The organism is Desulfovibrio sp. (genome assembly GCF_041907885.1).
In the GTDB taxonomy this organism is placed as follows: domain Bacteria; phylum Desulfobacterota; class Desulfovibrionia; order Desulfovibrionales; family Desulfovibrionaceae; genus Desulfovibrio.
In genome coordinates this window covers 35,720-49,761 of record NZ_JAYRGM010000009.1, presented here as the reverse complement: position 1 = coordinate 49,761, position 14,042 = coordinate 35,720, and the positions used below count along the sequence as shown (strand labels likewise).

11 protein-coding genes are annotated in these 14,042 nt (G+C 61.1%); 5 read left to right on the top strand and 6 right to left on the bottom strand.

Translation table 11 applies throughout. The annotated features are described in order from the left end of the window. Positions 1 to 63: 63 nt before the first annotated feature. Complete coding sequence (serS, locus tag ACE3NW_RS06780) at positions 64 to 1,338, bottom strand: serine--tRNA ligase (protein ID WP_374281717.1); 1,275 nt, start codon at positions 1,336 to 1,338, stop codon at positions 64 to 66. Between the two features lie 274 nt (positions 1,339 to 1,612). On the opposite strand from serS, the gene ACE3NW_RS06775 reads away from it, so the two are divergent. The 4 genes from ACE3NW_RS06775 to ACE3NW_RS06760 all read left to right on the top strand — a co-directional run bounded on the left by ACE3NW_RS06775 (position 1,613) and on the right by ACE3NW_RS06760 (position 5,710). Beyond that, complete coding sequence (locus ACE3NW_RS06775; RefSeq protein WP_374281715.1) at positions 1,613 to 2,197, top strand: hypothetical protein; 585 nt, start codon at positions 1,613 to 1,615, stop codon at positions 2,195 to 2,197. Between the two features lie 13 nt (positions 2,198 to 2,210). Continuing rightward, positions 2,211 to 3,698, top strand: coding sequence for a tetratricopeptide repeat protein (locus tag ACE3NW_RS06770; protein WP_374281713.1), 1,488 nt, complete (start codon positions 2,211 to 2,213; stop codon positions 3,696 to 3,698). Then, positions 3,695 to 4,039, top strand: coding sequence for a hypothetical protein (locus tag ACE3NW_RS06765; protein ID WP_374281711.1), 345 nt, complete (start codon positions 3,695 to 3,697; stop codon positions 4,037 to 4,039). Before ACE3NW_RS06770 ends, ACE3NW_RS06765 begins: the two co-directional genes overlap by 4 nt. Before the next feature lie 402 nt (positions 4,040 to 4,441). Next, positions 4,442 to 5,710, top strand: coding sequence for a diguanylate cyclase (locus tag ACE3NW_RS06760; protein ID WP_374281709.1), 1,269 nt, complete (start codon positions 4,442 to 4,444; stop codon positions 5,708 to 5,710). A gap of 165 nt (positions 5,711 to 5,875) precedes the next feature. Here ACE3NW_RS06760 and ACE3NW_RS06755 read toward each other — a convergent pair whose 3' ends face one another. The 5 genes from ACE3NW_RS06755 to ACE3NW_RS06735 all read right to left on the bottom strand — a co-directional run bounded on the left by ACE3NW_RS06755 (position 5,876) and on the right by ACE3NW_RS06735 (position 11,303). Beyond that, complete coding sequence (locus tag ACE3NW_RS06755) at positions 5,876 to 6,367, bottom strand: hypothetical protein (protein ID WP_374281707.1); 492 nt, start codon at positions 6,365 to 6,367, stop codon at positions 5,876 to 5,878. 134 nt (positions 6,368 to 6,501) lie between these two features. Continuing rightward, a complete protein-coding gene (gene sppA, locus ACE3NW_RS06750; protein WP_374281705.1) occupies positions 6,502 to 7,602 on the bottom strand; it encodes a signal peptide peptidase SppA in 1,101 nt (366 codons plus the stop codon). 44 nt (positions 7,603 to 7,646) lie between these two features. Beyond that, positions 7,647 to 8,903 (bottom strand): glycosyltransferase family 2 protein, encoded by a 1,257-nt coding sequence (locus tag ACE3NW_RS06745; RefSeq protein ID WP_374281703.1) that lies wholly within the window; start codon positions 8,901 to 8,903, stop codon positions 7,647 to 7,649. Positions 8,904 to 8,976: 73 nt separating this feature from the next. Continuing rightward, positions 8,977 to 10,656, bottom strand: a complete 1,680-nt coding sequence (locus ACE3NW_RS06740) for an AMP-binding protein (RefSeq protein ID WP_374281701.1) — start codon at positions 10,654 to 10,656, stop codon at positions 8,977 to 8,979. A 77-nt stretch (positions 10,657 to 10,733) separates the two neighbouring features. Continuing rightward, a complete protein-coding gene (locus ACE3NW_RS06735) occupies positions 10,734 to 11,303 on the bottom strand; it encodes a helix-turn-helix domain-containing protein (protein ID WP_374281699.1) in 570 nt (189 codons plus the stop codon). Between the two features lie 175 nt (positions 11,304 to 11,478). Between ACE3NW_RS06735 and ACE3NW_RS06730 the strand changes: the two genes are divergently transcribed. Beyond that, positions 11,479 to 13,995, top strand: a complete 2,517-nt coding sequence (locus ACE3NW_RS06730) for a carbamoyltransferase HypF (RefSeq protein ID WP_374281697.1) — start codon at positions 11,479 to 11,481, stop codon at positions 13,993 to 13,995. The last annotated feature ends 47 nt before the right edge of the window (positions 13,996 to 14,042 follow it).

Genomic DNA, 14,042 nt, shown 5'->3' with positions numbered 1-14,042 from the left:
TCATAAAAAAAACCGGGCGCTTTCCGCAGAAGGCGCCCGGTTTTGTACTATACGCACTGCGCCCTATTTGGGCTCAATCACTTCTACGCCGCCCATGTAGGGAACCAGGACTCTGGGCAGCACAAGGCTACCGTCCTTTTGCTGGCAGTTTTCAAGAATGGCGGCCATGGTGCGGCCCGTGGGCAGGCCAGAGCCGTTGAGCGTGTGCAGGAACATGGCCTTGCCGCCCTTGGGCTTAAAACGGATATCTGCCCTGCGGGCCTGAAAATCGGTGCAGTTGGAGCAGGACGAGATTTCACGGTGGGTCTTTTGCGTGGGCAGCCACACTTCCACGTCGTAGGTTTTGGCAGAGCTGAAGCCCATATCGCCCGTGCAGAGCGTGATGACGCGGTAGGGCAGCTCAAGCAGCTCAAGCAGCTTGCAGGCGTGGCCGCGCATGATCTCAAGCTGGTTGAAGCTGTCGTCGGGGTGGGCAAATCGCACCATTTCAATCTTGGTGAACTGGTGCATGCGGATAAGCCCGCGCGTGTCCTTGCCCGCGCTGCCCGCCTCGGAGCGAAAACAGGGCGTGGCCGCGCAGTAGGCGCGGGGCAGGTCGGTCTCGTCCAGCACTTCGCCCGCGTGCAGATTGGTCAGCGGCACTTCGGCGGTGGGAATAAGGTAGTATTCCCACTCGCGCAGTTTGAACAGGTCTTCCTCAAACTTGGGCAGCTGGCCCGTGCCGGTCATGCTGGCGCGGTTGACCATGTAGGGCGGGCAAACTTCGATATAGTCCTCTTCCACGGTATGCTGGTCGAGAAAAAAGTTTACCAGCGCGCGTTCAAGGCGGGCGCCCCACTTGAGCGTAACCACAAAACGGCTGCCGGTAAGCCGGGCGGCGCGTTCAAAATCAAGGCCGCCCAGGGCAACGCCCAGTTCTCCGTGTTCGCGAGGCTCAAAATCGAACTGGCGGGGATTGCCCCAGCGGCAGACCTCCACGTTTTCCGATTCATCCTTGCCCACCGGCACGGCGGCATCGGGCAGGTTGGGTACGCGCATGAGCCAGGTTTCCACATCGCTCTTGGCCTGGGCGGTTTCCACGTCCAGTTCCTTGATGCGGTCGGAAACGCCGCTCATTTCAGCCAGCAGGGCGGTAGCGTCCTCGCCAGCGCGTTTTTTGGCGGCCACTTCTGCCGAGGCCGCGTTGCGGCGGCTTTTGAGGGTCTCCACCTCTGTGAGCAGGGCGCGGCGGCGGGCGTCCAGCGCCAAAAATTCGTTCACGTCCAAATCCGAGTGCCGGTTGGTCAAAGCCGTGGTCAGCACTTCGGGCTGTTTTTGCACCAGTTTGAGGTCAATCATAGCCGCTCCTAAAAAAACGCGTCGCGCGCGGGATATAACAATCTTGCTCCACCAGGGGAGCGTAACAGACAGGCTGTAGCACGCGGGGCCACGGCCTGCAAGGCGAACACCGCCCGTCCACGGCTGAAGAAAAACGGCGTTTGCGGCTTTTGCACCGCAATTATCGGCAATACGGCAGACAGAACCGCCCTGTAAACCTTGCAATAAACGGATTTTGCGTATAAGCGTAGAAGAGTATTCTGGAGATTTTCTATACAAGTTACGTGAGGCCGTCATGAAACATCTACGCATTGTTCTTTGTGTTTCCCTGCTGGCATTGCTTGCAGCCTGCGGGCCGAGCAACAATGTTCGGCTTTTGCCGCCCCCCCCTCTGGACGCTTCCGTGCTTCCTTCTCCCAACGCGCCCCGTGTGACCGTTGTGACGTTTGAAGACAAGCGCATGGATCAGACCGTACTCGGCACCCGCCGTGACAACAGCGCCTTTGTGACCACCGACAATGTCGCCCAGTGGATAAGCAAGGCCTTGGCCGACGAGCTGGCCCGCAACGGCATGCAGGTTTCCTACTCCATCAGCGTGAACGAAGCGCGCAAGGGCAACCCCGATTTTCTGGTGACCGGCCAGATCGACGAAGCCAACATTCGTGAAACGTCTGCCACCGACATGTCCACTTCGCTGCGGGCCAACTATGTTCTTGCCAACAGGCAGGCACGTATCATGCGCGAATCGCTCAATGCGTCACAGTCGCGTACCGGCCTGCCCTCTGGCAGCGCCGCCGACAACCTGATGCTGGAGACCCTGCGCGATCTGGTCAAGCCCATGGCGCACAAGATCGTCCAGACCATCGAGACAAAAAAATAAGCCCATGCGGGCCATGCGTACATTGTTTCTCGGCATGCCCATAGCGGCCATGCTGGGAACTTTTGCCCTGCCGCCGGTCATAGCGACCGGCGGCGCGGCGTACGCCGCCGAAAATTCGCCAGCGCCACCCGCAGGCTCTCCCGCAGGCTCTCCCGCAGACACTGCGGCAGTCACTGCGGCAGCCACGCCCACAGCAGGCCAATCTGCCGTGCCGGAGCAGGAAGGAACCTCTCAAGGCTCCGCCACAGCCCCGGCCTCCGGGCTGGATTTGACCGCCCCCGCTGACGACACACCCACAGCTTCAAAACCCGGCCCCCTGCCCCTGGCCTCGCCCATCAGCCACAGCGCCCAATGCCCGGCAGGCCCACTGCCCCCGCACCTTCTGCGCCTTTGCGCCGAGGCCACCGCCCATATCGAAGCCCTGCACGCGGCCTCTGCCCGGTTGCCCAATCGGCGCGATATCCGTATGGGCGTTGCAGATTCTGAAGAACGCACTGCCCTGGCTGCAGAACTGTACACCCCGCTGATCGAGAGCGACCATACCGCAACGGGCACGGCCCATACATCTGGCGCACAGGTTGTTACCGTCACCCTGCTGGCACGGCCCGATGCCGCCGAAACATTGCTGCGACTGTTGCGCAACCCGGATGTACTGGTGCTGCGACGCCTGCTTTTGGCAGACATGACCCAAATCCTCTCCCAGACCCCACCGCTCGCCGGCGAATTTGCCGCCGCAGAGGCTCCTGCCACGGGTGCAGGCCGCGCAAACCTTGCTCCTGGATCGGGAGGAACATGGTATGTGGCCAAGGTCACCCCGCCCGGCCAGCTGGAACAGCACCCCCCCGCGCCTGTCATGCCCGACGCGCAGCAGGATGCCGCGCGGCAGCGTGCGCAGGCCAGGGCCGACGACCTTGCCCAACAAATTTCCGCCTGCCTCACGGCTCTGGATGCTCTGCGCCTTTCGCCCGATGGCTGGCTGACCTCGACAGAATCCCTGCCCATGCTGGAAAATGCCGCCACGGCACTGCCCCGCAGCGCCGCCTTGCAGCTCTTGCAGGCCGAGGCGCAATTGCAGGCGGGCATGCCCCAGCGCAGCATTCACTCGTGTTCTGCGGCGCTTGAGCTGGCCCCAGGCCTTGCCCGCGCCCGATACATCCGCGCCATTGGGCACTGGCGGATGCAGCAGATGGCCCTGGCCGAAGACGACCTGAGCGCAGCCCTCAGCACCACCGATGAAGCCTTTTTGCGCACGCCCGACAGGGTGCGCATGCTGCGGGCGCGCGGTGCGCTGCGCATGCTGCGCAACAACACACAGGGCATGTGCAGCGACCTTACCGCTGCCTGCGCCCTTGGCGACTGCGAGGGCCTTGCCGCCGCCCGCAACCAGATGTTCTGCACCGGGCAGCCGGGTGGAGATTCCCCCGCCGGTTCGTCCACAGATTCATCCGCATCCACGCCCAGCGCCGCCCCCGTGCAGCCCGCTGCCAAGGCCACCCCATGAGCCGACAGCCCCTGCTCAAGGTCTACGGGCACATCTACCCCGTTGACGATGCCCTGTACGCGGCGCTTGAAAATGCCTGCGCCGATGCCATGCCCGAGGAGGACGATATCCCCGTTCTGGAACGCGATGGCGATATGGCGCGCTTTTCCTTTGAAGGAACATACTTTCCCCTTGATGAGGTGCTGGCGGCACTTACGGCCCATCTGCGGCCCGAACACCAGGGCAAGCTGGATGTTCTTGATATGGAGGGCTGGCAGCTCATGCGGCACACGTTTACGCAAGGCCGCATTGATGCGCACAGCGCACCGTTGAACAATGTACTCGACTATTCTGGTCATTAGCCCACACGCGACATTCTGCCGTATATCCCCGCGCTTATGCACACCCCTTCTTCGCTGCGGGTGAACGCGCAGGCCCTGCCAATGAGAGCCTGCACTCCCCCCGCCTCTTTTTTGTGATTCAGTCACATTAATGACATGTGCCTTTTTCCCTGCCAATTTCTGGTTTCTTTTTTTTACAGTCCTTAACACTTTTTGTGTATTAATTCACAATGGTTATTGCCATTCGAAATTTTAGACTTACGATATTCTTGTAATCAGTTTTTTGCTTTGCATAAGTACTGGCGTGGAGGTTCCCACACCTGTATTATTAGCTTGAAATCGACAGAGTCTTTGCCGCAGTACGGCTCTGCACCATGAAACACGCAGCCGTTTGTGGGGTGTTGGCGGCAAAAAGGGGGAGCTATGTCGATACCGACCAGCAATGACGTTTTTCAGTGGCGTATCGGGCTCGACCTTACCTACCAGCATGTGGACCCAGGCAAGGAGCAACTGCTTGATCTGCCTGCCGGTTCACTGGTGGGGGCTCATTTTACGCGCTGCATGCATCCCGACGATGCCGCAATGCTGCGGCGCGCCCTGGTCCCCGCAAAATACCACCGGGGCCTGCGGGGCTGCACTGTGCGCTATGTCTGCCCCAAGGGTACACACGCGATCACCAGTCTGAGCATCACGCCAGAATGCGACCAGCAGGGCAATGTCGTAGCTTTCGATGGCAGCGAACGCTGTATCGGCGCGGTTGATATGCGCAACGATGAGCCACCGGTTTTTGAGACGGTTTTTTCCCGCTCATTCATGGTGTTTTGCATTATCGACCGCGATCTGCGATTGCGCGCGGTCAACGAGCTTTTTGCCAGCCTTGCTGGCAGGCCTACCACGCAACTGCTCGGCACCCATGCCGACGAAACGGGCGTCATCACCAGAGATGATGTGGCCGAGGCCTTCTGGATTCTTGACGCCGGGGGCACAATTCCAGAAAAGGAGATTCGCAGGCAGGGAAAGGACTATGTGATTTCCATCTACGGTCTGCCCAATGCCTGCGGCGACACAGCATCCATCTGCGTTTATCTGCGCGATATCAGCCTGCGCAAGGGTTTGGAGCGACGCCTCGAAGCGGCCAACAGCAAACTTGCAGAAATGAACGTCAAGGACTACCTCACCGGCGTGTTCAACCGCCGCCACTTTGACGAAAGCCTGCTGAAGGAAGTGGGACGGCTGGCGCGCGAAGGCGGTTTTATGTGCGTGGCCATGGTGGATGTGGACAATTTCAAACTCTACAACGATGCCTATGGCCACCTGGCAGGCGACAACTGCCTTGCCCGCGTTGCCGGGGCCATGGCAGCAGCGCTGCTGCGGCCAGCTGACGAAATTTTTCGCTACGGCGGCGAGGAATTTGCCATAATCATGCCGCAAACAGGCAAGGAGCAGGCACTGTGTGTGGCGGAACGGGTACGGCAGGCGGTGGCAGGCCTGAACATTCCGCACTGCAAGACCGGCTTTGGTTACGTTACCATCAGCATTGGCGTTGCCGCCCTTGATGCCTCTTGCGCTATTTTCAGGCAACAGGCCTGCGAAGAACTGATCAAGGTGGCCGACAAGGCCCTGTACCGGGCCAAAAATGCAGGGCGCAACAAGGTTGACTGTGGCCGGTGCAGTATTGAAGAACCAGACTAAGCCCGCCCCGCGCCGCCGTGCAGCCCAGCTGCGCCGTCAATGAATCCCGCAAGAACATAACGCGCCAGAACACAGCCGCCAATACACAGCTGCAAGACCAAATCAAAAAGCCCCACCGGACAAGCCAGCGGGGCAGTTTTTTTGATATTTTACCAGGCAACTGGCCTATTCACGCTCAAAAAGCGATTTCTGGATCAAGGCGTCGGCCACATCATCTGCGCCGCGCAGCGAATCATAGGCCTTCTGCAAGGCTTCGGGCCAGTCCTTGTCGCTCACATCACTGATAAACAGCATGGTCAGGTCGCCCTCGGTGGACACGTCCGCATGGGTTTTTACCCGGCCAGACATGGCCTGGAACGTCCAGCCGCCGCCGTCATCGGCCTTGGCGGGGGCAGTGCCCTTAAGCCGGGCCGACTGCTTTTCGGCAAACTGCCGGGCAGAAAGATTGCCCGTTTCTGCACGCGAAAAAATTCCTATGGAAAAAAAGGAATCCTGCCCGCACGTAACCGTTACAATGCCTTCCTTTTCCGTGGCAGTACACTTGCCGGGCAGATCAATGCTGTAATGGTTAAATTTCTTCTCTGCCGCCACCGCCACTCCGCACAGGCCCGACAACAGCACACAGGCCATCAAGGAACCCAACAGCGCATATCTCATTGACAATGACTCCTTAAAACAACCGCGCAAAGCGCGTGAATTTTTCGGGGTGTATTTTTGCACAAGCAGGGGCGGCTGTCTACAACAGCCGCCCCTGACAGATGACAACCTTCGCCCTGTGGGCGCTGCCTGCGCTAAAACTGGTAGAGAAATACCGGCTGGTTGGCGCTCAAGCTGCCCAAGGCGCTCAAATCAATGCCCAGCATGGTTTTGAGGCCACGCGGCAGCCAGTTGCCCTCCTTGGGGCGTGACAGCAACTTGCGCTCCACTGGTACGCCGCACTGGGCAGAAAGCCACGCCAGGGCCGATTCCTGCCCGCCAATTTCGTCAACCAGGCCCAGCTGCACGGCCTCGCGCCCGGTAAATATTTTGCCGGTGGCAAGCGCCGCTGCCCGCGCATGCTCCATATGGCGGCCCTGGGCCACAATATCCACAAATTGCTGGTGCATGTCGTCGAGCACTTTTTTAAAATACTCGCGCTGATCGGGGTTCAGGGGCCGCATGTACGAACCGGCGTCCTTGAAGGGCGCGGTGGTTATGGTTTCCTGCCCCACGCCGATCTTGCCCAAAAGACCCTGCAATTGCGGAATATCCATGCGCACGCCAATGGAACCCGTAACCGTGGAGGCATTGGCAAACACGCGCGAACCCGCCATGCTTACCATCAGCCCGCCAGAGGCGGCCAGCGAACCCATGCTCACGGCCATGGGCTTTTTGCTGGCCAGTGCCGCCAGAGCATTGTACAGCTCCTGCGAGGCCGCCGCGCCGCCGCCGGGCGAATCCACCCGCAGCAACACACCCGCCACAGAAGGATCGCGCTCGATCTTGCGAATCCACTCCAGCGTGGACTCCGCATCCATGATGGGGCCTGAAACAGAGACCAGGGCAATGCGCTGGCCGCCCATGAGCCCGTTGCTGCCAATGGCGGCCCCAAACAGGCCAATGCCCACGGCCAGCAGCACTATCAGACCCCAGAAAATTATGGGATGCCGCTTGCGAAAAGGACGGCGCAACAGCTCCTTCCACACCGTGGCGGGAACCTGCGCCAGCGGGCAGGCGCAGCCCGATGAACCGCCAGACCCCGCACTGGCGGCCACAGTACTGGCGGCGGCGCTGGCCGCAGCTGCGGGCTTTGATTCGGGCGCGGATTGTATATCGTCCATTTTTATTGTCTCACCCTGACCAGCCATGGAGAGGGGCGCTTCGGAACTCAGAGAAAAATCTTGATTGCTCATGAATGCTCTTTACATTGATTGCGGTTGTGTCGGGCATAGCCCGGTCAGGAAGAAAAGGGGCGGAAGTTGCCGGCGATTTCTGCGGCCATGGCGGCGTACCCCTGGGCAACGCCATCGGGAAACACACTCTGGCACGCGCCTATTCTGGCGGTTGCCGGGCTGTCGCCCGGGGCGGGCAGCGGGGCCTGCCCTGCAAGAACATGCCCGCAGCTGGCACTTATGTATTCCCTCACGGCGGGGCTGCCCTGCCGCAAAAGGGGCATCAGCAGTGCGCGCGCTTCTTCCGCAGAAGAATACGCCAGGCATTCTGCCATTTTAACCATGATACGCTGACGGCTTTCTGCATCGTCGCACACATCAAGCGCGTCGTTGAACCTGCACAGGGCAATATCATACTCGCGCATAAAGAAATAGTACACAGCCCTGCCCAGGGCCTGCTCCAGAGGCTGCGCGGCAAAGGCCGCGTCGTCGTAGGCATCGTACCAACGTACAAGTCTTTTAAAATCATAGGGCAGCGCAGCGCAGAGCAGCGCCTTGCCCAGGTTGGCGCTGTAAAGCTGCACAAGCTCGGCATGGCGGGTATTGTACTGCGAAACATTCGCCCCCACCTGCTTTAAAAAATTGTCGTGCCAGTCGGTGCGGCTTGTGCCGTCGTCGTTGCGAAAAACAAGCTTTTTCAGGCGGGCAAAGGTATTTTCGGGCTTTCGGTGAGGAAAGTGGTGGATATGCAGGGCCCCCTGCACCACGGGCAGCACCTCGCCATGAGTCACCACATCGTGCGCGCCGCCGATGGACCACAGGTGGGGATGCCCCCTGTCATAGCGCAGCAGGGGCAACTTGCTGCCCCCGGCCCCTGCGCACAGGGGCATGAAATCTGCCGGATGCCGCCCTGCGGCCAAATAGGGCTGGTGCGTGGGCAGATGGTCGTACAAATGCCCCTGCACACCGCGCACGGCCTGATCCAGCTGATCCAGAAAATCCACAAGGCGCAGGCCGCAGTTCAGGGCCGGAAATTCGTCGGCATCGGCAAAAAGCCACCAGACCTGTTCGGGATCGTGCTGCGCGTTCCAGCGCCGTACCACCTCGTTGAGGTAGGTAACCTTGAGGTCTTCGTTAAAATACTTGCTGTCAAACGAGGCCGCAAGCACGGCCCCGGCTTCCACTGCGGCGGCAACCGTGTTGTCCGAGCTGGCGTTGTCCACAATAAATACATTGGAACAGCCCTGGGCCAGGGCATGCCTGACCGTGGCGGCAATAACATCCCCCTCGTTCCACACGCACAAAACGGCGTTGAGCAGCATGTACACCCCCTGGGGCCCTGCCCCAAAATGGTTGCGGCCACACCCCGCGCTCAGCAGGGCATGGCCGCCAGAATCAGCGCTGCATGGGCTCTGGCCAGAGCTCGGCTGCCATTTCGCGCAGCTTGAACTTCTGGATCTTGCCGCTGGCTGTAAGCGGAAAACCCGTTACTGTCGTAATGTATTTGGGAATCTTGAACCACGAAACCTTGCCGCGACAATAGTCGCGCACGTCTTCGGGCAGCACTTCCACACCGGGGCGGGGAATGATGAACGCGCCCACTTCCTCGCCGTACTTGCGGCTGGGAACGGCCACCACCTGCACATCCAGGATGCCGGGCATGCCCAGAAGGAATTCTTCCACTTCACGGGGATAAACGTTTTCACCGCCGCGAATGATCATGTCCTTGATGCGTCCTGTCACCCGCAGATAGCCGTTTTCATCCATGACGCCAAGGTCGCCGGAGTGCAGCCAGCCATCGGGGCTGATGGCCTTGGCCGTGTGGTCGGGCATATTGTAATAGCCCTTCATCACGTTGTAGCCACGACACAGAATTTCGCCCACCTCGCCGCGCGGCAGTTCCTCGCAGGTTTCGGGGTCGCCCACGCGCACTTCAATACCGGGCATGGCGCAGCCCACGGTTTCGCACCGCAGCGGCAGCGGATCGTGGATATCCGACTGGGTCATCACCGGCGAGGCCTCGGTAAGGCCGTAGCAGATGGTAATTTCCTTCATGTTCATGTCTTCGACCACGCGACGCATGAGCGGCTCTGGGCAAACCGAGCCCGCCATGATGCCCGTGCGCATGTTCGAAAGGTCAAAGCGCTTGAACAACGGGTGCTCCAGCTCGGCCAAAAACATGGTGGGCACGCCGTACACGGCGGTGCAGCGCTCGCTGTCGAGCGCGGCCAGCACCTTGAGGGCATTGAACGATTCAAGAATGACCATGGTGGCACCGTGGTTTACGGCAGCCGAAACGCCAAGCACGCAGCCAAAACAGTGGAACAGCGGCACGGGCAGGCACACCCGGTCGTTGGGGCCAAAATTCTGGTGGCGGCCAATCCAGTAGCCGTTGAGGCCCACGCCCACATGGGTAAGCATGACACCGCGCGGAAAACCCGTGGTTCCCGAGGTGTACTGCATGTTGATGACATCCCACGGCTGCAACTGGGCCTGACGGGCCGCGTATTCCGTGTCGTCCACCATGACGGAGAGCGAGAGGATCTCAGGCACGGAGTACATGCCCCGGTGCTTTTCGGCCCCCAGAAAACACACGCGCTTGAGGTGCGGCAGGCTTTTGCACACAAGCCGGTCACGCGACTGCAAACGCAGCTCTGGCGCAATACGGTACAGCGTGTCCAGATAGTCGTGGTCGCGCACGCTGTCGATAAGAAAAATATTTTCACATTCGGAATGCGTGAGCAGATAGCGCAGCTCGTGCTCCCGGTAATTGGTGTTTACCGTAATGAGCACCGCGCCGATTTTTGCCGTGGCAAACTGCAAGGCCACCCAGTACGGTACGTTGGTGGCCCACACCGCCACTTTTTCGCCCTTCTGCACGCCAAGCGCCATCAGCCCCTTGGCGAAGTCGTCTACCAGAGCGCCAAATTCGCTCCAGGTCTGGCGGTAGTTGCGGTCAGGGTACACCAGTGCCTCATTGTCGGGAAAACGCGCAACCGTGTGGTCGAGCACCTGCCCCAATGTCCATTCGCGCAGTTCAAACTGCGCCTGACGCTCGCGAACTTTTTCTTCCATGCATCCTCCCAAAGACGTGCGGCGGCGGTTGCGCCGCTGGTAGCCTGTTTTGCGGCCTGAAGGGCTTTACGCGCGCCTTAAGGATTGTACGTCACGGCCAGAAATTCCACGGGCTCATCGCCCGCCGCACCCACATAGTGCGGCACAATGGAATTGTAATAGATGGTTTCGCCGGGCTTGAGCACGCGGGTTTCACGCCCGTAGACCACAAGCAGCTCGCCCTTGAGCACGCAGATAAACTCCTCGCCCTGATGCGAGGTGGTCTTGCGTTCGCCGCTGTCGGGATAAATGCAGATGTGGAAGGGCTCCATGTTGCGGTCGTTCTTGCCCTTGGCCAGCGCATGGTAGGTGTAGCTGGGGCGGGGCACACGGCCCGTGTGCAGGGCTTCGTCTGCTTCGGCCTCGGAATTGATGCTGCTCACCACAGGATCGCGCGAAAACTGGTCGTCCAGAAACGTGCCAAGACGCACGCCCAGGGCGCGGGCCACCTTTTGCAGGGGTCCGATACAGGGGTAGATCGCGTCAGATTCCAGCTTTTCAAGATAGTCTTCTGAAAGGCCCGTATTCTGGGAAAGAGTTTGCAGATCCACTTCACGCTCTTCGCGGAATCCACGGATGCGGGAACCAATGGTACGCACGGGGGGCATAGACACTCCTGATTGCCGGATTTGCCGGGTTGGATGCCGCACTGGCAAGATCACCTTGACGGCAGGCAACCCACTAAATACCGAAAACCCCGTACCCTCGCAAGCAATCATGCACTGTTGAGCGCCCGCACAGTCGCCATGCTGACACATTTGCCTCTTTGCGCTATGCTTGGGCATGAGCAAGCAACTATTGGTCAGAAGGGCCTTTGTGGCCTCCGGGCAGGTGCAGGGCGTGGGTTTTCGCCCCTTTGTCTACCGTCTTGCCGCCGAGGGAGCACTCTCCGGCACTGTGGGCAATACCTCTGAGGGTGTGCGCATGGAGCTGCAAGGCCCGGCAGAAGAAGTGCAACGCTTTGGCTGCCGCCTGCGGGCAGAACTGCCCCCGCTGGCCCGTCTCACAGGCGTGGTGGAACACGACATGCCCACGGTGGAAGACGAATCGGGCTTTCGCATTGTTCCCAGCTCTGGCGAGGCCGGGCACAGTGTGCTTGTTAGCCCCGACATGGGCGTGTGCGCCGACTGCCTGGCCGACATGCACGATCCGGCCAACCCCCGCTACCGCTACGCCTTTACCAACTGCACCAACTGCGGCCCGCGTTACACCATCACGCGTTCCATTCCCTACGACCGCGCTGTTACTTCCATGAGCTGCTTTCCGCTCTGCCCTCAGTGCGCCGCAGAGTATGCCAATCCCGCCGACAGGCGCTTTCATGCCCAGCCTGTTGCCTGCCCCGCCTGCGGCCCGCGCCTGTGGTTTGTGGATGGGGCGGCCCGCGCGGCGCATACCGGCCCCACCGATGACACCATGCGCCATGCCCTTGAACGGGCAGTGCAAACCCTGGCTGACGGCAAAATTCTCGCACTCAAGGGTCTGGGGGGTTTTCAGCTGGCCTGCGACGCGCGCAACGCACAAAGCCTGCAAGAACTGCGGCGGCGCAAAAACCGCCCCCACAAACCCCTGGCCCTCATGGTGGGCGACCTTGCCACGGCCCGCGCCCTGTGCGCCCTGGCCCCGGAGCACGAGGCCCTGCTGCAAAGCCCGGAAAAACCCGTTGTCCTCTGCCCGCGCCATATGCCAGAGCCTGCCCCGTGCAGCCCTGGGTGGCTGCCGCCAGAGGTGGCCCCCGATACGGGCAAGGTGGGCATCATGCTGCCCTACACGCCCCTGCACGCCGTGCTTTTTGACAGACTGGCCGAATGCAGCGCCCTGCCGCCGGTGCTGGTCATGACCTCGGCCAACGCGGGGGGGGAACCCATCTGCCTGGGCAACCGCGAAGCCCTGAACCGGCTGGAACATCTGGCCGATGCCTGGCTTTTGCACGACCGCGACATTCTGGTGCGCGTGGACGACAGTGTGGTCACCCTGCAACCGCGCCTGCCTGCCGTTGGGCCAGCCACGGCAGATACTGCGGCAATCCCCCCACCGGCTGATGCAAATCTGCTTTCTGAACCGCTGTTCTACCGGCGTGCGCGTGGGTATGTGCCCCGCCCGGTTTTTTTGCCGCAGTCGGAACAGGACGCCCCCTGCGTGCTGGGAACCGGGGCAGAGCTCAAAACAACCATATGCCTGACGCGCGGACGCGAGGCCTTTGTGGGCCAGCACATCGGCGATCTGGAAAACCCCGCCACCCTGGCTTTTTATGAAGAAGTTGCCGCCCACCTCGAAAGCCTGCTTGAGGTGCGGCCAAGGGCGCTGGTGTGTGACGCGCATCCTGATTTTCTTTCCACCCGCTACGCAGAAGCCCGCTCCCAGCGCGAGGGCATACCCCTGTGGCGCTTGCAGCACCACGCCGCCCATGCCGCCGCCGTGCTGGCAGAAAACAGCCACTACGGCCCGGCGCTGGCGCTCTGCCTTGACGGCACAGGCCTTGGCGACGACGGCACTGTTTGGGGCGGCGAACTGTTGTTCATGGAACTTGAACAACCGCGCTGGCAAAGGCTGGGCCGCCTTGCCCCCTTTGCCCTGCCGGGCGGCGACGCCGCCACTCGCCAACCCTGGCGCATAGCGCAGGCCCTGCACGCGCTTTGTGAGCAGGAGGGTCAACCCCTTCCGCCGCAACATCCCTGGCTGCATCCGTCACAGCCCGACAATGCCCAGGCCTCTGCCGCTGTGGCGGAAATGCTGCGGCGCAATATCAACTGCCCCACCACATCCAGCTGTGGCAGGCTCTTTGACGCTGTGGCCGCCCAACTGGGCCTGTGCCTGAACACCACATACGAAGGGCAGGCGGCCATACGGCTGGAGGACGCCGCAAACAGGGCGGCTGATTCTGTAAGAGAGGCCCTTGAGGGTAAAGCCAGCGGCAAACGTGTGCCCCAGCTGGTCTGGCCTGTGGGCATTGCCAGCAGGCAGGACTTGCTTGAAATGGACAGCGCGGGACTGTTTGCCCATGTGGTACAGGCGCAGGCGCAGGGCATGGATACAGGCGAAATGGCGGCACGTTTTCATCTGAGCCTTGCGCGGGCGCTGGCAGCCATGGCTGGCCGGGCCGCCCGCAAACTGGGCGTGAGCGCTGTAGGCCTGAGCGGCGGCGTCATGCAAAACGCCACGCTGGCGCGGCTGCTGCCGCTGGCCCTTGCCGAACAGGGGCTCGCCGCCCTGACCCACCACGAGCTGCCCCCCGGTGACGGCGGGCTTTCGCTGGGGCAGGCGGTTTGGGGCCGCCGCATGCTGGCCACTGGCAAAAACTGAAAAGACGGACAGGCTATAAAAACAGGTAGGGCGGTGAGTTGATCCAC

What these genes read in the sequence shown, in the direction of transcription:
- serS (WP_374281717.1), bottom strand. Translation starts at nt 1,338, where the DNA reads ATGATTGACCTCAAACTGGTGCAAAAACAGCCCGAAGTGCTGACCACG.
- ACE3NW_RS06775 (WP_374281715.1), top strand. Translation starts at nt 1,613, where the DNA reads ATGAAACATCTACGCATTGTTCTTTGTGTTTCCCTGCTGGCATTGCTT.
- ACE3NW_RS06770 (WP_374281713.1), top strand. Translation starts at nt 2,211, where the DNA reads ATGCGTACATTGTTTCTCGGCATGCCCATAGCGGCCATGCTGGGAACT.
- ACE3NW_RS06765 (WP_374281711.1), top strand. Translation starts at nt 3,695, where the DNA reads ATGAGCCGACAGCCCCTGCTCAAGGTCTACGGGCACATCTACCCCGTT.
- ACE3NW_RS06760 (WP_374281709.1), top strand. Translation starts at nt 4,442, where the DNA reads ATGTCGATACCGACCAGCAATGACGTTTTTCAGTGGCGTATCGGGCTC.
- ACE3NW_RS06755 (WP_374281707.1), bottom strand. Translation starts at nt 6,367, where the DNA reads ATGAGATATGCGCTGTTGGGTTCCTTGATGGCCTGTGTGCTGTTGTCG.
- sppA (WP_374281705.1), bottom strand. Translation starts at nt 7,602, where the DNA reads ATGAGCAATCAAGATTTTTCTCTGAGTTCCGAAGCGCCCCTCTCCATG.
- ACE3NW_RS06745 (WP_374281703.1), bottom strand. Translation starts at nt 8,903, where the DNA reads ATGCTGCTCAACGCCGTTTTGTGCGTGTGGAACGAGGGGGATGTTATT.
- ACE3NW_RS06740 (WP_374281701.1), bottom strand. Translation starts at nt 10,656, where the DNA reads ATGGAAGAAAAAGTTCGCGAGCGTCAGGCGCAGTTTGAACTGCGCGAA.
- ACE3NW_RS06735 (WP_374281699.1), bottom strand. Translation starts at nt 11,303, where the DNA reads ATGCCCCCCGTGCGTACCATTGGTTCCCGCATCCGTGGATTCCGCGAA.
- ACE3NW_RS06730 (WP_374281697.1), top strand. Translation starts at nt 11,479, where the DNA reads ATGAGCAAGCAACTATTGGTCAGAAGGGCCTTTGTGGCCTCCGGGCAG.